The sequence below is a fragment of the Mucilaginibacter sediminis genome, from assembly GCF_051903035.1.
Classification (GTDB): Bacteria; Bacteroidota; Bacteroidia; order Sphingobacteriales; family Sphingobacteriaceae; genus Mucilaginibacter.
Genome location: NZ_CP170602.1, coordinates 1,643,069 through 1,667,183, shown reverse-complemented (window position 1 = coordinate 1,667,183; position 24,115 = coordinate 1,643,069). Strand labels below are relative to the sequence as shown.

Below are 24,115 nucleotides of genomic sequence, written 5' to 3'. Positions count from 1 at the left end.
CCGCAACGCTTCGTAGGCTATCTTTGATGTGTTTGGGTTTACATAAACATTAGCTTGAACGCTGGCTACGACTCACCCGGCCGACGCTCCGCTGGGCCACCCTCTCTCAGGCTTCGCCGCAAGGAGGGTGAGGAATAAAAAAATAGTTTTCTTCGCTCCTCTATGCGCGAGGCGGAGAGAGGGGCAGACGGGCGTAGCCTCGTCGGGGTGAGTCGTAGCCGCCATGCGATATTCGTCAGTCTCCTCCCGAATTTAGCCGAATTGTATAACTTATAACGTCGCCCGCAACATAATTTAACGCTACTTCCTTTTCAGTGTAGTATGCACTTTAACCCCATTAGCCGCAATGTCCACGCCGATAGAATCGCCATAAAATTTGCCGCTGTGTGGTATTTCAATATCGCCAAGGGTAACCGTGAAGGTGAATTTATCTCCGTTAATTTTACCGTCGTCAACGGGTAGTTCGCCTTTTGGGGTTTGTACGGTGCCGGTTAGTTTATCACCATCAATTTTAAAATGATAGGTTAAGGGATATTGGTCGCCATTCTCCATGGTTAAAATTCCACCCCAGCTTCCGCTAAAATCGGCAATGGCAGCTAAACAGGCTAAAAAGCAGCAGCAAAGCAATACAGTTGTTAAGAATTTTCTTTTCATAACGTGTTGTTTTTCTGTAGCTAAAAGTACTGTTGCTATTAAAATTTATCATAAACAATAGGTTAAGTTTTAATGTGCGTGGAGAGGGAGGGCGCAAGGTTAACATTCAAATGTAGAGACGATAATTGCGTCTCCCACATGCAAATCGGTGTTGCAAATCCTGAATGCCTTGTAATAGAGGTAATATTTATCGCTGGAAAATAAACGCAAGGCAGATTCCATCCGCCTCACGCAAAAACAATCAAGCCTACTCAAATTTATCTGCTATTACAAAGATCTTCATTCCCGGTTTTTCCTCGGCTTCAAACGTAAGCGTAACTTTGCCCGCTACGCCGGTGATAGTTATGGTTGCTGTTCTGTCATGACCATTGTCATCACTGAGTTTCGCTTTTATAACCGTTTTGCCGTCTTTAAAAGGCGTTTTCCAGTCGCAGGTTTTTGAACTGATTGGACCCCACATCTTATGATCGTCGCCACCGGGAACAATGGTTACATCTGTTTTAGTAATGGTAATAACCGTGGTTTCATCCCTGCTGTCGGTATTGCCCTGGTCATCAACCTTACTTGTTTTTGATGATGTTAAGGTTACGGTTTGGTCGCACTGCGCAAAAACTGTTGTGCTGCCGGCTACCAGCAAAAAGATGATAATAACCGCTTTTTTTAAATCGAATGCTGTTTTCATATACTGATGATTAAGTTTAAAATAAAGGTAAGTGTTTTATATAGTATTATGCAATACAAAGTACTATATAAAATATAAATAACTGATTATAAATGATATAAATTATTTTTTTCATTGATTTATCGCTTGAAGTCGATTTTACGGACGTGAGTTGTTGCTTATAGTATCAATATAGCAGCGGGTAATTTTCTGCTATTAACAGTTAAAATTAATTAGTGTGAAAACAACAATTAATGTACATTTGAAATGTAGTATCTTTATATTGTTATCGCCAATTATATTAACCCGTTATGCGTAAAAACATCTGTTTATTATTAGCTGTATGCTGCGGCTTTTCGGCCTTTGCACAAAAACAGCAGGATTACCCTATTCAGCCGGTTCCGTTTACCAGTGTAAAACTGGCCGATCATTTTTGGAATTCACGGATTGAAACCAACCGCACGGCCACTATCCCGGCATCGTTTACCCGTTGCGAAAGTACCGGCAGGGTAAAAAACTTCCAAATGGCCGCCGCCCGTTCGGGCAAATTTTGTACTACTTACCCGTTTGATGATACCGATATTTATAAAACCATCGAAGGCGCATCATATTCGTTAGCCGTGCATCCAGATAAACAGCTGGATCATTACCTCGATTCGATGATCACCATAGTAGGTAAGGCGCAGGAACCAGATGGCTACCTGTACACTGCCCGCACTATCGATCCGATACATCCGCAAGCATGGGCCGGTCCCGAGCGTTGGGTGAATGAGCAGAATATGAGCCACGAGCTTTACAATGCAGGCCATATGTACGAAGCTGCCGCCGCGCATTTTATGGCTACCGGCAAGCGCAATTTTTTAAATATCGCCCTTAAAAACGCCGATTTACTGGTACGCACTTTTGGCCCCGGTAAACGCACCGTGGCACCCGGCCATGAAATTGTAGAAATGGGCCTGGTACGCCTGTACCGCATCAGCGGCAAAAAGGAATATCTTGACCTGGCCAAGTTTTTTATTGATGCCCGTGGGCATAAGGAATACAACAAAAAAAGCAAAAATCCATTCGAAAACGGTGTTTACTGGCAGGATGATACCCCTGTTACCAACCAGGAGGAAGCCGAAGGGCACGCCGTACGGGCAATGTACCTGTATTCGGGCATGACAGATGTTGCAGCCCTCACCGGCGATAAAGAGTACATAGCCGCCATTGATAAGATTTGGGATAACATGGTGAGCAAAAAGCTATACGTACAGGGCAGCATAGGTGCCGTTGGTGATGGCGAACGTTTTGGCGGTAATTACGAACTGCCAAACACCACCGCCTACAACGAAACCTGCGCGGCTATTGGCAATGTTTTCTGGAACCAAAGGATGTTTTTACTACACGGCGATTCTAAATACATCGACCTATTGGAGAAAACCCTGTATAATGGCTTAATTTCGGGTGTCGGGCTCGATGGTAAATCTTTCTTTTATACCAATGCTATGCAAATCCGCGATAGCTTTACCCATCCGGATATTGAGCGTGAGCGCTCGGGCTGGTTTACCTGCTCCTGCTGCCCAACCAATATCGTACGGTTAATTCCGTCTATCCCCGGTTACATGTATGCCCAAAATGGCAAGGATGTGTATGTAAACCTGTTCATCAGCGGATCGGCAAATTTGAAGGTTGGCGAAAAGGCGCTTAAAATTACCCAGCAGAATAATTACCCCTGGGATGGCGGTTTGGTATTCAACGTCGATCCTGCATCGGCTATGGATATGAACCTCAGGATCCGTATTCCGGGCTGGGCACAGAATAAAGCTATCCCATCCGATTTGTACAGCTACGAGAAATCATCGGCACAAAAAATAGAAATAAAGGTAAACGGTAAAGCCGTTGATTACCAGATGGACCATGGCTATGCGGTGATCAGCAAAAAATGGAAAAAAAACGATAAGGTAGAGCTTACCCTGCCCATGGATGTACAGCGTGTAATAGCCAACGAAAAACTGGCCGACGATAATGGCAAAATCGCCATCCAGCGTGGCCCTATCATGTATTGCGCCGAGTGGAAAGATAATGCCGGTAAGCCAAGCAGTTTTATTATCCCCAAAAATGTTGTTTTTACCCCAACCTATAATGCCGATTTGCTAAACGGCGTAATGACATTAAAGGCCGATGTAAAAAGTGTTAATGTTGATGAAGCTAATCAGAATGTGAGCACTGTTACCAGCACGCTAACCGCTATTCCATATTACTCATGGGCAAACCGCGGCAAAGGCGAGATGGCCGTTTGGTTTCCGGAACAGGTAAAGTATGTGGATTTGTTGAGTAAGTAAAAGCCGGCCTGGTCGTTGTCGTTAAATTGATGTCTTAAGCTACCGTCATTGCGAGGTACGAAGCAATCCCGAACTATGTGAGACTTAGCACGTAGGGGATTGCTTCGTACCTCGCAATGACGATTTTAGACTATTCCCATTTTTAATAAATGTTACACATACATTTCTATTTTCTGGAAATCTTTATACCTTTAAAAAGTATAAAAAACCAGTAAACCATTCTGAACCAATTACAGGCCGCCTTAATTTATGGCGACTTTTAGTGGTATCATTAAAACATTAATTATGATAAGAAAAATTTTTACCATGTTATTCCTTGCGACGGGTTTCCTGACAGCTTCGGCGCAGGAGGTTTCCATTAGCAAAGGCTGGAAATTTACAGTCGGCGATTCGGCCCAGTGGGCGTCGCCAACTTATAACGACCAGCACTGGCAGGTTGCCAACCTTAACGACAACTGGGAACGCCAGGGCCACCCCAATTATGATGGCTTCGGTTGGTACCGTACCAAAGTGGTTATTCCTTCGTCATTAAAAGATAAATCGTATCTGAAAGACAGCCTCCGCTTAAATTTAGGTACTGTTGATGATAATGATGAGGTTTACCTTAACGGTAAACTGGTAGCCAAATATGGCGGTTACGGCGGTACTATAAAAGATGGCCATTATGGCGGCCGCTCATATACAATAGCAGCAAACAATCCCGCTATTTTGTGGGATAAAGAAAACGTGCTGGCAGTGCGTATATTTGATACCGGCGGCGATGGCGGTTTGGTAACCAGCGGCTACGGCAGCACATTTAACATCACCATGGCCGATGTAATGGACCATGTGGCTGTAAATACCGAAGCTGATTTTGTGTATGGCGATAACAATAGCTTAAGTAAGAGTATTAAATTACATACCACAAACGCTTACCAGTACAGCGGAACCCTTGCATTTAAAGTAACCGACCCCGAAAACGGTACCGTGCTTTACGAAAAAACAAACCCGGCCAATTTTACCGGCGGCAAGCCGTTTACCTACTCGTTTTCGATAGCGCGCCTGGCAAAAAGATCATATACTATCAGCTATACATTTACCGATACCAAATCGGGCAAATCGATAGTACAAACAGAAACTACGCCTTATATTTTAACGCCTTATCCAACGGCTAAGGTAAAAATTAATGGGGCTGATGTATTTGGAGCGCGGCCGGGCCACCCGTTCCTTTACCTGATACCGGCCACAGGTAAAAGGCCATTATTGTACAAGGTTGCAGGGCTTCCCGAAGGTTTAAAGATTGATGCCGCAACCGGGGTAATCAGCGGTTCGGTAGCGCAAAAGGGCAATTACCCGGTAACTTTTACGGTAAGCAATAGCCTTGGCGCTAAAACAAAACCATTCACCATTAGCATTGGCGATAATATTGGTTTAACCCCTGCATTGGGCTGGAACAGCTGGAATGCTTGGGGACTGAGTGTTAACGACGAAAAGGTACGCATATCGGCCAAAGCTATGATTGATAAACTGAGTGCGCATGGCTGGGCTTACATCAATATCGATGATGGATGGGAGGCGGAAAACCGTGCTGCTGATGGTAAAATTGTAGCCAATAGCAAATTCCCCGATATGAAAGGCCTTACCGATTTTGTGCATGGTTTAGGCTTGCGCATGGGTATTTATTCTTCGCCAGGCCCACGTACCTGCGGTGGCTTTTTGGGCAGCTGGCAGCATGAGGACCAGGATGCCCAAACCTACGCCGACTGGGGTATCGACTATTTAAAATACGATTGGTGCTCATACTCGGATATTGCACCCAAACCCGACCTTGATGGACTGAAAAAGCCTTACCAGGTAATGCAGGCCGCATTAGGTAAAGTAAACCGCGATATCATGTATAGCCTTTGCCAGTACGGCTGGGGCAATGTATGGGAGTGGGGTGCCGATGTAAACGGCAATAGCTGGCGCACAACAGGCGATATCCAGGATACCTGGCAAAGTATGTCAACCATCGGCTTTAACCAGGGACAGGCAGCGCCACATGCCCAGCCCGGCCATTTTAACGATCCGGATATGCTGGTTGTTGGCAAAGTAGGATGGGGCCCAAGCCTGCATAACACCAGGCTTACGTTTGATGAGCAGTATACACATATCAGCTTGTGGAGCCTGTTGGCATCGCCTCTGTTAATTGGTTGCGATATGGGGCACCTGGATGCCTTTACGTTAAGCCTGCTTACCAACGATGAAGTACTGGCAATTGACCAGGACGCATTAGGTAAAGGCGCAAGCCAATATATCAAAAAAGATGATTACCAGGTTTGGGTAAAAGAGTTGAAAGATGGCGGCAAGGCAATCGGCCTGTTCAATACATCCGATAAATACCAGACCATAAGCCTTGATAAAGCCGATCCTGCTATAGCAGGTTATACCAAATTCAGGGATGCCTGGCAGCAAAAGTATATTGTGGTTACCGGCAATGCCTTAACCGCTAAAGTTGCACCACATGGTGTGTTGTTGTTGAGGGTAGAAAAATAGCCCGGGAGCAACGTTTGCTGCCGGCAATTTAATAGAAAATGCCTGTGAAGTTTTATATTTCACGGGCATTTTTTATTTGGTGCTTTAACTCGCTATCGATTTATTTTTCCGGGCTATCGTAATAGTAAATGGGCGAAAATACGCCCTCGCTTGTAGTATAGTATCCTTTGCCATCGGGTGTAAAACCTATGGCTTCACCTTGTTTTTCAATAGTGTAAGGCAGCTCCCTTGGTTTCCTGGCCATGGCATCCCATACATGCTCATGGGGCTGGCGTTGCCAATAGTAAACCTTTTCGTAGCTTTTTAGCAGAATCTGCTTGCCGTCTTTGGAGATATCACCCGCGGTGATCCATTTAAAAGGTTTAAAACCGGGGAAAAATAATTTGGTATGCCTGGTTAAGGTAAGCGTATCATTGGCTTTATAACTTAATGGCGCCGTATACACAGCCACGGTGTCGCCACGCTTGGTTACAATATATAAAAGCTTTTCAAGCGGGTCAATCATTAACGTTTCAGCATCTTTCGGACCATCCGGATACTTTAAATTAACAGCTACGGGTACGGCATGTGTTGTAGTATCCTGTGCCCATAAGGTGTTTTCCAAAAAACGGTAAACAGTAATTACCTTCCGATTTTGAGCGTTATCGCCAATATCGCCGAGATAAACATAGCTTTTGCCTTTTTGCGGACCAGGGCCAACGGCAATATCCTCGCAGTCCTGAACACCTGATTGTATATTCTTGTCTCCCTTAAAATAAATGGTGGCCTTTAATTTGCCCTCGGGGGTTATCGAAAAGAAACGGCTGGTATCACCGCTGTCATTATGTACATAATATACATCGGGGTTGATAGATGAAGCCGCTATTCCAGATGTTTCGTCCATTAGCTTGTTGCTCAACGTGCCGCTTATTGGTTTTTTATCCAATAAACGGTGCTTGGCATATGCGCCTAAAAATAGCAGCATTACAAAGGGTATCAGGATCTGTAATTTCTTTCTTCGGCTCATGTTAATGTTGCAAATAATAACGCAAATAAATCATATTAGTATGAAGTTCGCATTAGTTAAATGCAATTTTTAACAAACTATGCAAAAATAAGGCCGAAAAAAGGATGCTGCCTTGATGTACCATTTGCTCCCAAATGGGAAGTATCCTACAATTTACACTTTTTTACGCCTTTGGGGATGATCGAATTTTTGAAACGGAAGTTTTAATACATTTAAAAATCTACCATTCAGATTTTCGTCCATGTGGGTGTCAATGCCAAAAATGATATCTTTCCTATCCACATTGGTATAGGTGCCAAACAGTCTGTCCCAAATGCTTAACACATCACCATAGTTACAGTCGGTGTAAGGCAGCTGGTAGTGGTGGTGTACGTGATGCAGGTTGGGGGTAATAAATACCAGGCCGATAATTTTGTTGAGCCTTGAAGGTAGCTGGAACTCGGTATGGGCAACAATATTTGAAAACGACTGGAAGGTTTGCCTTAATATCAAAACGCTGATGGCTGGTCCACAAATAAATACCCAAAGCATTAAAAAGCAGGTGCGGATGCACGTTTCACAAGGATGTTCCCTGATGGTGGTAGATACATCCACCTTCAGATCGCTGTGGTGCACCAGGTGAAATTTCCACAACGGCTCTATCTTATGCATGGTAACATGGTAAACATATTCGCAAAAATCCATCATCATAAACATCACGATGTAATATACCCATGGATTGGTATGAAAAGGGATAAAATTGATAAGCCCCCAATGGTGGGCAGTAGCCCAGCCGGATATTAAAACTACAAACGTGGTTAATACCAGTTGGATAGGCAGGGCAGTAAATATGAATAAGGTGTTGACCGAGGTGTGTTTCCATTTGATCTTTATTCCGTCAAAAGAGGCCAGCATTTCGGCAAACCACAGACCCGTAATTACACAGGCGTATAAAAGTACTTGCGTAAGGTCTTCGTGCTGAGAAAAAAATAAGCTCAGTTTGTGCATAGTCAAATTAAAATAGAGATTTAAAGATAATAACTTTGTTACAATTACCTTAATCCTATGTTAATTCTTCATTAAATATTCATTTTTCTGTCAAAAAAAATGAGCATAATTTCGATTGGTTTTAGCTTGTAAGCAATTAGCAGCCAGTAGAGTGTGATAAAACAAGAAAGGGCATTGATGAAATGCCCTTTCTTGTTTTAGTGTTCTTTTACCATTTCCATTTCCACATCGGGCTTGGATACATCGGTGAGTGCAACCCGGCCGCGGTCCTTACGCAGGATCCGGTTAAAAAGGGAAATTTCTCTGTCAAAAAGAAACCGGAAAAATAGTTTGGTCCATGAGGTATGATAATACAGCGTATCATAAAATTCAGGAGCGGTTTTCTTGATCTCGGGTAATTTATTCCAGGGGATAGAGGGAAAATCGTGGTGCTCATTATGGAAGCCTACATTAAAGGCCACCGCGTTGAAATTACCATAGTAACTGTAAGTTTCCTGCTCCACGCTGTGGGTAAGGTAATGCTCCTGTATCCAGCGTGCGCCAAGCGGGTGCAGGCCTACCGAAAAAGAGAAACTGAGTAGTAAAAATGCTACCGAGTGCCAGCCCATAAAATAAGCTATAGCGGTGGTAAAAATAACCTGCAATAAAAAGTTGGTAATTATCCAGCCATCAATAGGATGTATCTCTCTTAACCGCGATAAGCGGAAAAGCTGGAAAACCGGGAAAAACAATAACCAAAGCGCTTTGCCAAAAAACGAATTGCTGATGAGTTTTGCTTCCCATTTGTTGGGCAAATCGGCATCCAGTTCATGCACACCCTGAAAGGAGTGGTGCTTGATATGGTATTTTTCGAACGAGATTGCGCTTGGCAATATTTGCGGCAAATTGGCAAACATAGAAGCCCAACGATTGGCGTTACGGTTTTTAAACAGCAATTGGTGGGTACATTCGTGAATCATCACAAACAATGCATGATCGGCAAAGGCGCCCAACAGGTAGGCTGCACCAAATACCCACCACCATGATTGATCGCGCAGAAACCAGGCTAAAACTACCTGGAACGCTACCAAACCAATAATGGCAAATATGGTATTGGGGTTTTTACCTATCAGCTTACGCAATTGCGGAAACTGCTTTAAAATTTTTTTTGTACGGATACGATGTGGTTCAGACTCGGAAGAATAAACAAAATCAGTTCTTTTAATCATATAATATGTAAACGTTAAATATAGGAATAACGTTTTAAAAATATCATTTTGCAGTCAAAATAAAAGTTAGATACTTGAAATTCACAAACATTTCATGATTTTTTTATATAAAAATAAGCTTACTGTAGCTTGTAAACCAGTACTTTAAAGGTGCCGGGCAGTGCTTTGCGTGTGCCTGGCTCAAATTCGGCCACGCTTAAATAAATTTTGTGAGTTTTGGCGTCAAGCGCCAAAGTTTTAGCACGCACCGCAGTTTTTAACGTTTGAATAACGCTATAATCGTCTGCCGATTTTTGTTTGATAATGGTGGTTGTGCCATCACCATTGGAGCAAAATATAAGCTTGGTTTCAGCATCATAAGCCACAGCATCAACGCCTGCGCCAATTGGTATGGTGGCAGTTACTTTACCCGTGTTGATATCAACAACACTCATCCCCTTATTTTCGCGGCAAACAGTAAATACCCGCTGGTTGGCAGCATCTAAAGCAAGGCCGGTAGGGCCGCCACATGGCGTCAAGGGGTAGTTTTTAATTACCTTTAGGGTTTTACTGTCAATAACGTTCAGGCTGTTTTTATCTTCCAGGTTATTATATATTTTGCCTTTGCCATCTGGTACCGCAAATTCGGGGCCTCCGCCCAGGGCCACTGTGCCAACCTGTTTTAAAGTTTTTGGGTCGATAACCGAAGAGTTATTGCTTTCGCCGTTGAAGCTGAAAATACGATCTGAATAAGAATCATACATAATAGCATCCGGCCCTTTAGCATCGGTAAGTGGGATAGTAGTGATTGTTTTCAGGGTTTTAATATCGAAAGCAACCACCGCGTTGGCCTTGCCATCGGTAATAAAGCCGCGGTTTAGTTTATTTACAATGGCAATGCCGTGTATGCCTTTCATATTATCGATAGAGCCCACTTCTTTATCGGTTGCCATGTCAATAACGTTTACCTGGGTGCCATGCGATACATATAAACGGTTGTTTACTTTATCAATGGCCAGGTAATCGTACCCGCCATCGCCGGTCAGTGCGATGGTTTTATCGGCCACATAAGTTTGGGCGTTTAGAGTAAAAGGTGCTAAACCGATTATTGCTACGATAAAAGTTAAAATTTGTTTTTTCATTTTGATAGATCTGATTTTGCAATGAAATTACTCTGCGAATCTGTAGAAATATTGGTTTATGTAGGCTAAAAGCAGAAGGCCCAAAGCCAAAAGCTTATATCAGATTTGTTTATTTAGCATTATTTACCAGGTTGTGGATTAATTGAATGTGCATCATGCTCCCCCGCAGGCGGTACAAATCCATTACGGTATAAAATGCGCAGCATGGCAGGCAGCACAATTAACAATAAAGGCAGCGCTGCCAAAAAGCCTCCTATCACAGCAATGGCTAAAGGCTGGTGCAATTGCGCCCCTGCGCCAATACCCAGCGCCAAAGGCATTAAGGCGATAATTGCGCCTAAAGCAGTCATCAGTTTGGGGCGTAACCTGGTACTTATGGCGTAGGTTACAGCATAATCAATTGGGTTATCAAGCGCGCATTGTTTAAACTGAAGAAAGGTGAAAATGGCGTTTTCGCCAATGATGCCTACAATCATGATTAAGCCTGTGTAGCTGCCTACATTTAGCGGGGTACCTGTTACGTATAAGGCTAAAAAGCTGCCGCCTATGCCTAAAACACCCAAAACCAAAATAAGCAATGCTATCCTGAACTGTTTAAACAGGAACAGGATTACCGCGAAAACCAATAAGCTGGCCACTATTAATATGATAAGCAATTCTTTAAACGATTGCTGTTGCTCGGCATAAGCGCCGCCATATTCAACATGGTAGCCTTGCGGCAGGCTTACGTTTTGTGCGATGGCTTTTTTTATGGCCGGTATAGCCGTACCTAAGTCGGTGCTATCCAGGCGGGCGGTTACAATATTTAAATTTTGCAGGTTTTCGCGGTTTATTTCGGCATCGCCCGGTTTTAGGTTTACCTGGGCCAGTTCGCTGATGGGTACCAGCGTGCCGTTCGGTAAAAATATGTTCAGGTTGTTTATCCCCGTAACGGTTAAAGCCCGGTTGCCGGGATAAACCATGCGGATAGGGGATAGCTGTTCCCGCTCAAGCAGGGTGCCTATTACATTGCCCTCCAACGCGGTTTGCGTTTGCAGCTGCAAACTTGCAGCAGTTATATTATACTGCGCCAGTGTTCCGTAATGAGGGTCGATACTTACCGAGGGGCCGGCTATAACTATGCCCGGCAATACATCGGCAGTACCTTTTACTTTTTCAACCTGGGCGGCTATTTGTTTCGACAGGATGTTCAGCCTTTTAGGGTCATCTCCAAAAAGTTTAATTTCAATAGGCTCGGCACTGGTGGTCAGGTCGCCCAGCATATCGGTTATCACCTGGCCAAATTCAACAACCAGGGCAGGCTGTGTTTGGGCAATTTTGTTCCGCAACTCGCCAATCACCTCTTCGGTTGTTTTATCGCGTGTTTTCTTAAGCTGTATAAGGTAATCGCCCCGGTTTGGCTCGGTAATAAAAAAGCCCATCTGGGTACCCGTTCTGCGCGAATAGGTGGCAACTTCGGGTTGTTTAATAATGATCTTTTCTATTTCGCGCAGCATCCGGTCGGTTTCTTCCAGTGAGGTACCGGGCGGCGAGTTATAGTCAAGCACAATACTGCCCTCGTCCATATCAGGTAAAAAACCGGTTGCCAGCTGTGAAGGCACCAACACAATAATCCCGGCTAAGGCAATCATAATAATGAGGGCTACATAGGGGCGAAGAATAAGAAAACTAACCCAGCGTTGCTGCTTTACCGGGTGGGGCTGTTCCTGTTTTGCTTTCGCGATATCCTTAAATTTAGGTTTGGGCGTAAGCAACAGGTATATTACCGGCAAGCCTATCCAGGTTACAAAAAACGAACATACCAGCGTAATGATCATGGTATCGGTAAGTACTTTAAAATAAGCGCCCGCCACACCACTCATCAGCACAAACGGAATAAAAATAACAATGGTACTTATAGATGAACCAAGCATGGCCGGGAATAAATAATCAATTGCCTTTTGTACCAGGTGCCGGCTTAGCTCGTCCGGGTGCTCTTCATGTGTGCGGTGAATTTGTTCAACCACTACAATGGCATCATCAATAATTAAGCCCAACGAGGCTGCAATGGCGCCCAACGTCATGATATTAAAGGTATAACCCAGGCCATAAAGCACCAGCAAGGTTAATCCCAGGGTTACCGGAATGGTAATTAATATGGTAGCACTTGCCTTTAACGATCGTAGAAAAATAACAGCCACAATAATAGCAAGCAGTAAACCTATCCATAAGCTGTCGCTCACGCTTTTTACCGAATCGTTTACAAAATCGGCCTGTACATAGTAGGGTTTTATGGTTACGCCGCCGGGTAGTATTTTTTGTAATGCCTGTATTTTATCGGCCATATCATTTGATACCGATATCAGGTTGGCATTGGGTTGTTTAATAACGGCTATTAGCACACCATCGTGGCCATTGGCATTAATGCGGGTGTATTCAATGCCTTCGTTGATATTAATGGTGGCAAAATCCTTTAGCCTGAGTACCCTTTTGCGGTTATTGCTGATCACCAGGTTTTCCAACTGATCTTTGGTGTTGATGGTGGCATCGGTAACGGTGAGGTACAGCATCTTATAATCGGAGAGGTAACCGCCCGATTTAACAAAATTTGTTGTGGCCAGCGTACTGCTGATGATATCGGGCGTAATGCCGAGTGAGCTCATTTTGCGCTGATCGAGCGTAAGCCAATACTCCTTTAATTTGCCGCCGATAACCCTGATCTCGGATACGCCATCAACCTGCGATAAAAATGGTTTTACGGTATAGGTGGCTATCTGCCTGAGCTCGATGGGCGATTTGGTATGGCTCTCCAGCGTATACCCGCTTACCGGCAATATAGAAGGGTTCATCTTCTCCACCGAAATATTAACGTCGGGCGGTAAATCGTTTTTAATCTGGTCGATGCTTGATTGGATGCGCTGCTGGCTCAGGTCGATATCCGCGCTCCAGTTAAACAGGGCCGATATTTCGCAGCTCCCGCGGCTGGTTGTACTGCGCACCAATTGCAGATCGGGCACTTGTTTAATGGCATTTTCGAGCGGCCTGGTAACCGTAACCATCATTTTGTTTACCGGCTGCAGGCCTTGATCGGCAATGATCTTGATCTTGGGGAAAGTAATTTCGGGAAAAAGCGAGGTTTGCAACCTGGAATAGGCAAACAAGCCCCCCATAATAAATATGAATAGTACCAGCCCCAAAGGCTTGCGGTGCGATATGAAAAAGTTTTTACCGGCGCTCATGAGTGTTTGGTTAGATTAGACATGGCGGTTAGACTCACCCCGGCTACGCTACGCTGGCCGCCCCTCTCTCCGGCTGCGCCGCAAAGAGGGTAAGAGAAAATTACAGGTTTAAACCGCTCTATGCGCGAAGCGGAGAGAGGGGTGACGAGCGTAGCGATGTCGGGGTGAGTCGTCTTCATTATTGCACAATTTTAACTTTGGCCGTATCGGTTAACCCGTAGTTGCCCGTTACCACAATTTGGTCCTTTGCCGAAAATTTGGGCGTTAATATTTCAACCCTGTCACCGGTCTCAATCCCTTTGGTTATTGGGGTTTTAACGGCAGTTGTCGGGTTGATAAGTTTCATCACCCAAAAATCCGTCTGCGTTTCGTTGGTTAATATGGCCGATTTAGGCAGCGACGAGGTGTTTGATCGTAATGACCGAATGATCCTGGCCTTGGCCACTAAATTTTCGGGTATGGTGTTTGCGCTGTTTACTTTGATAACCATGCCCTGTGTTTGCGACAGGGTATCAACAGATGGCATTTCAGACGCTACCTGCCCGTCCAGCTTATCGCCGCCGGGCAAAATGAGTTGTATGCCCTGGCCTATTTTAACATAGCGGCGCAATTCATAAGGCAGCTGCATCACAAAAGCAAAGCTCGACCGGTCGCTGATGATGGCCAGTTGCTCGCCGTCTTGTACGTAATCGCCTTTTTGGTGGGCCAATTGTGTAAGGTACCCACTGCCCGGTGCTTTGATGCGGTTAACACCCGAAAATTTAAAAGTAGTATCTAATATATTGATGCTGTTGCCAATGCTTTGCGCTTCTTTGGTTTTAATGGTAAAAACGGTTGATCCTTTAGCAACGTAATGGCCCAGTTGGGTATTAACACCTTCAATATACCCGTTGGCATTTGCCTTTACCACATTTTTTTGCAGGAATATAGATGTAGCGCTCACATCAAAATAGTCAACCATCGAGCTATCAGTAACAGTGGTTACCGTAACAGGGGTTTGCGATGCCACGGCTGCGTCTTCGCCGTCGGCAGGTTTATCGGCGCCCTTGCATGAAAACAGCAGGAGCGGCAGGCAGGCAAATAGGTATATATGTTTAAATTTCATATTATCGGTTCCAGTAGTTTAGCTGGTTAATAAGCTGCAGGTTGGTAATGTTGGTTTGTGTTTTTAAATTTTTGATGCTCAGGTAATTGTTGATGGCCAAAATCAGATCGGCAATGCGTAAATCGCCGGTTTGCATGAGCTTGGTATCAACCTTTATCAGGCTTTCAGAGAATTTCATTTGCTCATCAATATCAGTCAACAGTTTTTGGTTGCCATCAATTTGTTGATTTAGCTGCGCAATTTGCTGGTGGTATTGTACATCAAAAAAGGCTTTATAAGTACGGCGGGTATCCTCTTCGAGGGATAATTTACGGTATTGCAGCTTACGATGGCCACCATCATATATTGGCAGGCTAAAACTAAAGCCAACACTTACCCCCCAGTTTTTATAGGGCTGCGATGCAAAATCGGAGTTGTAGCCACCATCGGCCAGTAAATTGATTTTGGGCTTGTAGGTAAAATCAACCAAAGTTTTGCTGTTTACCAGTTTCAGGCTATCTAATTTATACTGGCTAAAAAATATACTGTTGCTGATATCGGCCTTTATCATTTTATGCAGGCCAGGTTCCTGCAGTTCGGCATAACTGGTATCGGCCACGCCGGTTAAATAGTTAAGTGTTGCAAAATCGTTTTTATACAACATGCGCGATTGCTGTAAAGCCAGTTGCTGCTGTTTTAGAGTGACCAAAAAAGTAAGATAATCGCTTTGGTGGTAAACGTTGGTGCGGGTGAGTTTTTTTAGCAGCGTTTCTTCCTGGTTAAGCAGATCAATAACTTCCTGGTTAAATTTCACTTGCTGCAAATCGCCATAAGTGGTAATGTATTGCGCGGTAATGGCTTTTTTTAAGTCCTGCTCAGATATTTTGGCGCTGTTACTTACCGATTGCGAAAGCAAGGTGATAGCCGCAAGCTGGGCTGCTATATTTTTTTTGCTATCTAAAGATTGGTTTACGCCCATTAGGGCATTTAAAGTATGCTCGTTGGTTATAGCGCCTGCATAGCCAAAGCCCCCAATCACGGGCGAATAATTACCGGCGCTGGTAGCATTTACCTGTGGCTTATACTGGGCGCGGATACGCAAGCTATCTAACTGGTTGTTGGCAACCTGGTTGCGGAGGTCTTTAAGCAGGGGGCTGTTATTTTGGGCAAGCTCTAAATAATGATCAAGCGTGTATGTTTGTGCCTTGGTGGCGGTACAGGTAACGGCTAAAATTATAAGGCAGAAAAACCACTTCATTAACAAATGTATAAGTTCATTTAAACATAGCTAAAGTATTGCATAAATCTGTAAAAATTTAGGATGGTAACAGTCTGTTTACTTTTGATCAAAGTATTTTCCATTGTAATTTATGAATGGGAAATTTAACTGTTTATTTGTTTAGTTATAAAGACTGTCTGAAATGATAAGCCGGGTAACAGGGGGGGCAGTTGATATAGATATGGGCCGTGCCTACAGCACTTTTGTGTTTGTTCAAATATTCCAAGGGTTGAAACCCGTGGCTACAATATGTTTCGCGCCGACGGCCCTTAGCGGTAAAAGCCCAGTACTCATAAAATCATTATATATCAAAAAACTATACCAAAGGTATGATACGGTTTTGAATACCGGTAGTTGAGCGAAAAATTAAAATTCCCGCAGATTTGTTTGCTGATGGTAAGCCCAAGCCCGCTGCCGTCAGAATGGGATGACTTATGGAAACGGGTAAATATTTTATCCTCGTCCAGCGGATCATCGGTGCCGGTATTTTTAATAGTTAAAGCTTCTGCAGTCAGAATAATTATAATTTCACCACCTGCATGATTGTGCCGTACGGCATTAATAATCAGGTTACTCAGCAAAATTTCGATTAGGTACCTGCTACCTGAAATTTCTTTATCCTTCAATTGGGCGGTTACTGTGATTTGTTTATCCGCAAAGATATCTTCCAGCTGTATAAGTAGTTCATCAATTAATTGTTTCAGGTTGATGTTTTGCTGATCTGTAAGCAAGCGATTTTCTATTTTTACCAGCAGTAATAACGATTGATTAAGCCGGCTCAACCGGGCTACTGCGCTGTAGAGGTCGTTAAGCAATTTACTTTGCCTGTCGTTAAAGTTTTCGGATTGTATTAAGGTATCTAATTTGGAGTTGATGACTGCAATTGGGGTAAGCAATTCGTGCGATGCATTTTCGGTAAATGTTTTAAGTTCCTTATAATCATGCTTTGCCCTGATGGTCATGGCGGTGGCTGCCTGGTTTAAATCTGCAAATTCATCAATACGGGTTTCGGTTTGGGTAATTTCTTTGTTATCGGTGATGTTAAATAGCTTCATTTCCTTTAAAATAGCATGAAACGGCTGCCAAAGGCGGTTTAATATTAGCCTGTTGGCAACAAGCAATACCAATAATAAAAATAAAATCAATCCAAAAGTGATGGTGAAAATAATCCGGATCAAATCTTCGGTTTCTACCTTCGATTCAACAATGAGGATTTTATAGTATTTGCCATCAACGGTAATTGAGCTGATAAGGCCCCGGCCAGCCTCAAATTCGTCTTTATCTTTTTTGTACAAGGTGTCGATAAATTCACGCGTGACCGAATTGGGGGCCGCCTGGGTAAAGCTTATTTGCTGATCTTTAGAGTCAAAAACCTGGGGGAGATGTTTGTTGAGTTTTACGTAATCAAAAACCTCATCTTCCTCAACTTTAAGCGCCTTATCATTTTGATCGATTAATATCCAACTGATGGCCTTGTAGTAAATAATGCCGGTTATCAACATTACTACTATGGTGGTAATAATGTTTACCCGGTTATATAAGGTAAGCAATTTCATTGCCCGGCAAATTTATAGCCCATACCATAAGCCGCCTGGATATAATCGTTGGCGCCGGCTTCTACCAGCTTTTTGCGGATGTTTTTAATGTGCGAGTAAATGAAATCGAAATTGTCTGCTAAATCGATGCCATCGCCCCAAAGGTGTTCGGCTATGGCATTTTTTGATACTACCTTGCCTTTGTTGGCAATAAAATAAATAAGCAAGGCAAACTCTTTACGGGTAAATTTAAGGGGCTTATCATGCACGCTCACCGTTTTTGCCTGCAAATCGATACTGATTTCGTTAAAAACAAGCAGGTTACTGCCGTTATACATTTTACGCCTGATAATGGCCGATACCCTTGCCTTAAGCTCCGACAGGTGAAAGGGTTTTACCAGGTAATCATCTGCGCCCAGATCCAGGCCTTGCAAGCGGTCGTCAAGAGAGTTTTTGGCCGATATAATAAGTACACCGTCGGTATGGTTGTGGTCTTTTAACCGTTTAAGTATATTAATACCATTGCCACCGGGCAGGGTAATATCAAGCAAAATGCAATCGTAGGTATACATTTCTATTTTAGAAATGGCCGCAGGGTAGGTATCGGCGGTTTCGCATATATTACCGGCTTCGGTAAAGTACTCTTCAATACTTTCGCGGAGGCCTTCTTCGTCTTCGATGATTAGTAGCTTCATGATGTTTTAAGTTGTGCGTTATGTTATACGTTGTACGTTTTAAGTTGTATGTTGTCGTATTAATTATAATATATAATGCAACTATGTAAAGTTAGCAGCCCAATTTGTATACATTTTGGATTTGACCAGATTTACTACAGGTTTGCCAAGCAAATTAGCTTATTAATTGTTTAGAAATACAAATACGTACAACTTAAAACGTCTAACGTAAAACCTGAAAAACTATGTGGTGGATTTACGCTCTATTATCGGCATTGTTTGCCGCGCTAACTGCAATATTTGCCAAAATAGGCATTAAAGGGGTAGATACCGACCTGGCAACCGCTATCCGTACGGTGGTTATTTTGATATTGGCCTGGGCCATTGTGTTGTTTAAAGGCAGCAACCACGGTATAAATGGCTTGTCCAAAACCAACTGGACGTTCCTCATTCTGTCTGGCTGTGCTACCGGCCTGTCGTGGATTTGCTATTTCAGGGCTTTACAATTGGGTAAGGTATCGCAGGTAGCTCCTGTTGATAAACTAAGTGTTGCACTGGCTATTGTATTGGCAGTTGTGTTTTTAGGTGAGCCGCTGACGTTGAAGAACGGGATAGGTGCCTTATTAATTATAGCGGGGACTTTGGTGCTGATATTTTGAGCGGTGGGTTATGTTAGTATTTTTTGTTTATCCGCCCAAATCCTTTTGTATCGATCCTTTTCCGCATCTCCTAAAAATGATGCGTCAATCACGTTAGCAACCTTTTCGTTCATTAAGGAAAATTTGGCCATACTATTTCGCAAGGCCTTTTCAGGAATCAGGAGACTTTTGCCTAATATTTCAAAATCCTTAATAGTAATCTTTCTTTTTTTTGCATTCAATGTTAGGGCAAGTTCCTCATCATCCGCAGGGTTTAAAAGGTTAACGTTTAGCAAATCGTAAGCAGGGCTTAAACAGATACCGGTATTTGTATGCAGCAGCGAAAAGTTTTTAAGATGCATGTCGTTATTGCCCGTCAGGTAGCAGAATAAGACCAATTCAAAATAGTTAAGCGCATCTAAACCGGTATTGGCGCAATACTTTAAAACCAACTTTCCGGCTTTTTCATACGAGCCTTTATATTTGTTTTCAGTGAGGAATTCAGATAACTGGCAAAAATCTTCCACGTGAATTTTTTTTCCTTTAACCCGGTCAAATCTTTTCGCAAGGTAAACCATGTTCCCGTCGGTTGCCCTCAATAGTGTATGGCCACAAACCGGTATTTTAAATAATGATGCAAGGTGCATCGTCAGGTCTTCCGTTTCTGGCATAAACGGATATTGCCCTTGCTGCGGTTTCAGGATGTATTCTCCCCAAAGACCAACTATGGTAAGCCTTGTACTACCATCGCTTTTTTGCAGCGAAACAGAAAGTTTTGGTTGCACTCCTGTTACAGCAATCCTTTTGTTAATGGTTTGTTCGGCCAATTCTTTTATTAACTGGTTGTTTAATTCCAGCACAGGTGGTTTAAGCGTTCCGAAGAACTTTTTTGAACACTTTTCATGGTATCCTGTATCTCCAGCATCTTGATAACAAAACCAGCAATTTGCCATAATTTATTCGTTTTCGGGGATAATGGTTACCGCGCCAATGGTATCCCTGCATGTAAGTAATAATAATTCAAAACGATTATTTCTTTTAACTTTCCAATGGTCGATTGCCAGGTTAAGTAGCCAGCCTTCAGGTATCAGGCCGTCAAAAAAAGCAAATAATACCTTATTTGAATATTTCTCCCGTGATAATGGCAAGGTCAAGCTGATAGGTTTAGCGGCTGCATTGTTTAAATAATTGGTATCATAAGTAAATTCATAGCCCTCGTCAGTTTCAGCTATGAAACCGGCAAGCTTGTCCGCATAATATACCAATCCCCGTTTATTCATCGCCTTTATGTTTTGTTACCACATCTAATTCCGAACCAAATAAGGCCAGTACCTGGTTAACCTTGTCCATTCGTAAGGTAGCTTTTCCTTGCTCCATTTCCCTGATTACCCTTAAACCAACTCCCGCCTTTTTAGCAAGGTCGTCCTGGGTGAGATTAAATATTTTTCGTTTCGATTTTAAAAAATCAGATAGCATATTATACCCTTTAGGGTGTAAATATAATCTTTTTTTATTTATTATACCCTATCGGTGCTAATTTAAATATATAATCAAAACTATACCCTATAAGGTATAGTTTTGTATTGTTTTTATCTTCTTTCGTTATCGCTTGCACATGATTCCGGGATTTCATTGTAACAAATTTGAAAGAATTAACCTTATTGTAACAATAACACAACAAATCAGAATTTATCCAATGTTTGTCTTCAAATTCGCACCCAAATGAGCGATTTCAAGATAATGAGGACCCGATATATCTTACTGTTTTTATTTGTGTTTTTTGGGATAAGCACCTGGGCACAGGCACCTGCCGGCAAGGGCAAAATAAGCGGCAAAGTTACCGATGCCGCTACAAAACAGGCGGTTGACTATGCTACCATATCGGTTTATAAAGAAGGCGTCACGGCTCCGTTTAATGGCATCAGTACCGACCCGAAAGGTAATTTTACTGTCGACCAGATTCCGCCGGGCGAATACCGGGTCACCGCCGACTTTTTGGGCTATCAGCGTACTACCGTTGATCATGTAATAGTTAAATCCGGCGCTACTACAAACCTGGGCGAGGTGTTGTTATCGCCAAATACACGGCAGTTAAAAGATGTAACGGTTACTGCTACAACCCCTACGGTTCAAAACAAGATTGATAAAATGGTATACAATCCCCAAAACGACCTGAGCGCACAGGGTGGGGTTGCTATAGATATCCTGAAAAAGGTGCCGCAAATTACGGTTGATATTGATGGAAACGTGGAACTGCAGGGTAATGCCAATATCCGGTTTTTAATAAATGGCAAACCGTCCAGCATATTTGGCGCCAGCCTTGCCGACGCTTTGGCCAGCATACCGGCCAGCCAGATCAAAAGTATTGAGGTAGTTACCAGCCCCGGCGCTAAGTACGATGCTGCAGGCACAGGTGGTATCATTAATATAATTTTAAAGGATAGCCGGGTTGAGGGTGTAAATGGGAGCGTTAACCTATCAGCCGGTACCCGCCGCGAAAACGGATCATTTAACCTGAATATTCGTAAGGGCAATTTTGGCGTTAACGCGTTTTTTAGCGGCAATGCACAGATAAACAGTAACTCCCCAAATACAAATAACCGTACATCTACAGACGGCTTTGGAAATACCACTACGCTTTTTCAACAGGGCAGTAACAATTTTAAACGTAATGGTTACCAATCGGGATTAAACTTTACCTGGAACATCAGCAAACACGACGATCTTACCGCATCGGTTGGCTTTAACCATTTTGGTAACCATGGCAACGGCATTACCAACCAGGACGAAAATAAGGTGGACCCGAACGGCATCGAACTTTCTGATATCAAAACACTGCGCACATCCAGCAGTAAGTTTAGCGGAACATCAACCGATGTGAGCCTGGCCTACAAAAAAACGTTTGAGAAAGAAGGGCAGGAACTTGATATATTGTATTCATCAAGCTTTGGTAATAATAGTTTTAGTTCATCGCAACTATTACAGAACTTGCAGGCCGGAACCATACCCACCGGTATTACCAATAATAATCCCGGTAAGGATAGGGAAACCAACATCTCTGTTGATTACGCGCATCCGGTAAGCAAAAATTTCACTATTGAAACCGGTGGTAAACTTGATTTTAACCACATTAACAATAATGTAGTTACCGATACCTTGCTAAACGGCGCCAATGTGCCCAACTATAATCAAACCTATGGTTTTACTTATGACCGTAAAATTTATGCCTATTATCTATCATTAACTACTTCGGTATTCAATAACTTTTTAGATATTAAGGCTGGGTTAAGGGATGAATATACCGTAACCACCGCCGACTTTAAAAACACCAATATCCCCAATTACAATATATTAGTACCATCATTGGTGTTCTCGCATAAAATAAGCGAATCGCAATCGGTTAAGTTAAGCTATACCCGCAGGATTGAGCGCCCGGATTACGGCGACCTGAACCCATTCCTTAACATCAGCGACACTCACAACATCAGCACCGGCGACCCAACCCTGAAACCGGAGCGTGGCGATAACTTTGAATTGGGCTACAATAAATCGTTTAATGGCGGTGCAAACATTAATATAGCCGCGTTTTACCGTAAAAATACAGATGACCTGCAACGCTTCACCACTTTTTATGATACTTTACGCATTGACGGTAGTACTTACACCAACGTAGCCTTAACAAAACGCTATAACATAGGTTCGGAAGAACGTAAGGGCATCAATATATACGCTTCCTTGCCGGTTACTAAAGATTTTAACCTGCGTACCAATATGATATTTTCTGAGCGGACAAATAACAACCCCGGAAGCCCAAGCGTAACTGGTTTTGCCTACCGTTTAAATCTTAACGCCCAATACAACTTCGGTCATGATTTGAGTGCAGAATTTTTTGGAAACTATAACTCCTCCCAGAAAAACATCCAGGGCACACAGCCTAAATTTGTGTTTTACAATTTTGCCATGCGTAAAATGTTCATGAACAAAAAGGCCAGCATTGGTCTTACTGCATCAAACCCGTTTGCCAAATATGTAAGCCAAAGCTCAACCACTTATGGTGCCGGCTTTAACCAAACCAATATCCGGTATGTGCCCGTACAGTCGTTTGGCATAAGCCTGAGCTATAAATTTGGTAAGCTTGAATTTAAGAAAGAGAGAGAGAAAGACGATAACGGCGGCAAGCAAGATGATATGCCAGCTGATAAAGGGAAGTAAGCTGAAAGCCTAAGGCCCAAAGCCAAAAGCTTTTTCAAAAAAACGGCCCTTGATTTTTTTAAAATCAAGGGCCGTTTTTTTAGCCTTTAGCCTTTAGCCTTTAGCCTTTAGCCTTTAGCCTTTAGCCTTTAGCCTTTAGCCTTTAGCCTTTAGCCTTTAGCCTTTAGCCTTTAGCCTTTAGCCTTTAGCCGTTCTTTATCAAAATGCTTTCAATAATCAATGTGGCATCTTCGCAGCTATCAGTTGCAGTTTCCATCGCCATAAAAACATCTGTGTATTTTATAAGTTGTATGGCATCGGTTTCGTTGGCCAGTAAATCGGCAAATGCTTCGTTGTAAACAGTATCGGCCTGGTATTCCAGTTGTTTGATACTGTTACAGATCTCGAAAATATGGGCCGAATTACCCAGGTTATTCATAGCCTTAACAGCACTTTCAAGCGCCTGGGTAGTTTGCAGGATAAGATCAGCGAGGTTGATAATAGGAGGGGTTATTTTAGGCACATCGTACAGGTTTATCCTGCGCGATGCCATAGCTATGCTATCTGCCACATCATCAATAGCCGCTGCAAGTTCGCACATGTCTTTACGCTGAAAAGGAGATATAAGTGTACGGCCCGATTCGGTAAATACCTGGTGCGTAATTTCGTAACTTTTTGTTTTTAGCTTATCAATGTGTGTAAACTGAAATTTTTGCTCGTAAGTATCAGTGGAGTTCACCGCGGTATTGAGCAGGGTTGCCATTTGAGTGGCATTGTCAACCGCCCGGTTAAATAAATCATAAAAAACCTGGTTTGAGTTGGGGAATATCGACATCTATTGAAATTTTTTATGATACTTTTTAAGTAAAAATCAATTTAACAGTTTATATACTAACTATTTAGCATATGCAGGCTGTTTTTATTTTCGTGGCTAAATGTAACCATTAATTTGCAGCAATAGGTCACGGAATTGTTAATCCAATGTTAATTAAATGTTATCAAATTATTGACGCTGTATCTG

Annotated in this window: 19 protein-coding genes; 4 read left to right on the top strand and 15 right to left on the bottom strand. The window is 42.9% G+C overall.

All coding sequences use genetic code 11. From position 1 onward, the window contains the following. Positions 1 to 300 precede the first annotated feature (300 nt). Complete coding sequence (locus tag ACFGVS_RS06480) at positions 301 to 654, bottom strand: hypothetical protein (protein ID WP_439697945.1); 354 nt, start codon at positions 652 to 654, stop codon at positions 301 to 303. 247 nt (positions 655 to 901) lie between these two features. Beyond that, entirely contained in the window at positions 902 to 1,336 is a 435-nt protein-coding gene (locus ACFGVS_RS06475) for a hypothetical protein (RefSeq protein ID WP_439697943.1), read from the bottom strand. A gap of 290 nt (positions 1,337 to 1,626) precedes the next feature. On the opposite strand from ACFGVS_RS06475, the gene ACFGVS_RS06470 reads away from it, so the two are divergent. Next, entirely contained in the window at positions 1,627 to 3,639 is a 2,013-nt protein-coding gene (locus ACFGVS_RS06470) for a glycoside hydrolase family 127 protein (RefSeq protein ID WP_439697942.1), read from the top strand. A gap of 285 nt (positions 3,640 to 3,924) precedes the next feature. Further along, on the top strand, positions 3,925 to 6,153 hold the full coding sequence (locus ACFGVS_RS06465) for a putative Ig domain-containing protein (RefSeq protein ID WP_439697940.1): 2,229 nt from the start codon (positions 3,925 to 3,927) through the stop codon (positions 6,151 to 6,153). A 100-nt stretch (positions 6,154 to 6,253) separates the two neighbouring features. On the opposite strand, the gene ACFGVS_RS06460 is transcribed toward ACFGVS_RS06465, so the two are convergent. The 9 genes from ACFGVS_RS06460 to ACFGVS_RS06420 form a co-directional block, all read right to left on the bottom strand. Continuing rightward, positions 6,254 to 7,159, bottom strand: a complete 906-nt coding sequence (locus ACFGVS_RS06460; protein ID WP_439697938.1) for a hypothetical protein — start codon at positions 7,157 to 7,159, stop codon at positions 6,254 to 6,256. Positions 7,160 to 7,312: 153 nt separating this feature from the next. After that, positions 7,313 to 8,146: a sterol desaturase family protein gene (locus ACFGVS_RS06455; RefSeq protein ID WP_274208588.1), complete on the bottom strand. Its 834-nt coding sequence runs from the start codon at positions 8,144 to 8,146 to the stop codon at positions 7,313 to 7,315. Between the two features lie 197 nt (positions 8,147 to 8,343). Further along, the gene (locus ACFGVS_RS06450; protein WP_274208587.1) at positions 8,344 to 9,354 is read right to left on the bottom strand and encodes a fatty acid desaturase; all 1,011 of its coding nucleotides are present in this window, start codon (positions 9,352 to 9,354) and stop codon (positions 8,344 to 8,346) included. Positions 9,355 to 9,473: 119 nt separating this feature from the next. Continuing rightward, complete coding sequence (locus ACFGVS_RS06445; protein WP_439697937.1) at positions 9,474 to 10,475, bottom strand: hypothetical protein; 1,002 nt, start codon at positions 10,473 to 10,475, stop codon at positions 9,474 to 9,476. A gap of 119 nt (positions 10,476 to 10,594) precedes the next feature. Continuing rightward, a complete protein-coding gene (locus tag ACFGVS_RS06440) occupies positions 10,595 to 13,693 on the bottom strand; it encodes an efflux RND transporter permease subunit (RefSeq protein ID WP_439697936.1) in 3,099 nt (1,032 codons plus the stop codon). A gap of 178 nt (positions 13,694 to 13,871) precedes the next feature. Beyond that, the gene (locus ACFGVS_RS06435; protein WP_439697935.1) at positions 13,872 to 14,798 is read right to left on the bottom strand and encodes an efflux RND transporter periplasmic adaptor subunit; all 927 of its coding nucleotides are present in this window, start codon (positions 14,796 to 14,798) and stop codon (positions 13,872 to 13,874) included. Between the two features lies 1 nt (position 14,799). Beyond that, positions 14,800 to 16,035, bottom strand: coding sequence for a TolC family protein (locus ACFGVS_RS06430; RefSeq protein ID WP_439697934.1), 1,236 nt, complete (start codon positions 16,033 to 16,035; stop codon positions 14,800 to 14,802). Positions 16,036 to 16,364: 329 nt separating this feature from the next. Beyond that, the gene (locus ACFGVS_RS06425) at positions 16,365 to 17,612 is read right to left on the bottom strand and encodes a sensor histidine kinase (RefSeq protein ID WP_439697933.1); all 1,248 of its coding nucleotides are present in this window, start codon (positions 17,610 to 17,612) and stop codon (positions 16,365 to 16,367) included. Beyond that, on the bottom strand, positions 17,609 to 18,286 hold the full coding sequence (locus ACFGVS_RS06420; RefSeq protein WP_439697931.1) for a response regulator transcription factor: 678 nt from the start codon (positions 18,284 to 18,286) through the stop codon (positions 17,609 to 17,611). The genes ACFGVS_RS06425 and ACFGVS_RS06420 overlap by 4 nt, the downstream gene beginning before the upstream one ends. A gap of 224 nt (positions 18,287 to 18,510) precedes the next feature. On the opposite strand from ACFGVS_RS06420, the gene ACFGVS_RS06415 reads away from it, so the two are divergent. Next, entirely contained in the window at positions 18,511 to 18,924 is a 414-nt protein-coding gene (locus ACFGVS_RS06415) for an EamA family transporter (RefSeq protein ID WP_439697930.1), read from the top strand. Positions 18,925 to 18,932: 8 nt separating this feature from the next. Here ACFGVS_RS06415 and ACFGVS_RS06410 read toward each other — a convergent pair whose 3' ends face one another. The 3 genes from ACFGVS_RS06410 to ACFGVS_RS06400 all read right to left on the bottom strand — a co-directional run bounded on the left by ACFGVS_RS06410 (position 18,933) and on the right by ACFGVS_RS06400 (position 20,379). Then, positions 18,933 to 19,763, bottom strand: a complete 831-nt coding sequence (locus ACFGVS_RS06410) for a HipA domain-containing protein (RefSeq protein ID WP_439697929.1) — start codon at positions 19,761 to 19,763, stop codon at positions 18,933 to 18,935. A 96-nt stretch (positions 19,764 to 19,859) separates the two neighbouring features. Continuing rightward, positions 19,860 to 20,183: a HipA N-terminal domain-containing protein gene (locus ACFGVS_RS06405; protein WP_090649629.1), complete on the bottom strand. Its 324-nt coding sequence runs from the start codon at positions 20,181 to 20,183 to the stop codon at positions 19,860 to 19,862. Next, positions 20,176 to 20,379 (bottom strand): helix-turn-helix transcriptional regulator, encoded by a 204-nt coding sequence (locus ACFGVS_RS06400; RefSeq protein ID WP_090649632.1) that lies wholly within the window; start codon positions 20,377 to 20,379, stop codon positions 20,176 to 20,178. Before ACFGVS_RS06400 ends, ACFGVS_RS06405 begins: the two co-directional genes overlap by 8 nt. Before the next feature lie 264 nt (positions 20,380 to 20,643). Between ACFGVS_RS06400 and ACFGVS_RS06395 the strand changes: the two genes are divergently transcribed. Further along, entirely contained in the window at positions 20,644 to 23,115 is a 2,472-nt protein-coding gene (locus tag ACFGVS_RS06395; protein ID WP_439697928.1) for a TonB-dependent receptor domain-containing protein, read from the top strand. A 184-nt stretch (positions 23,116 to 23,299) separates the two neighbouring features. Here ACFGVS_RS06395 and ACFGVS_RS06390 read toward each other — a convergent pair whose 3' ends face one another. Then, positions 23,300 to 23,929: a DUF47 domain-containing protein gene (locus ACFGVS_RS06390; protein WP_274208577.1), complete on the bottom strand. Its 630-nt coding sequence runs from the start codon at positions 23,927 to 23,929 to the stop codon at positions 23,300 to 23,302. Positions 23,930 to 24,115: the final 186 nt, after the last annotated feature.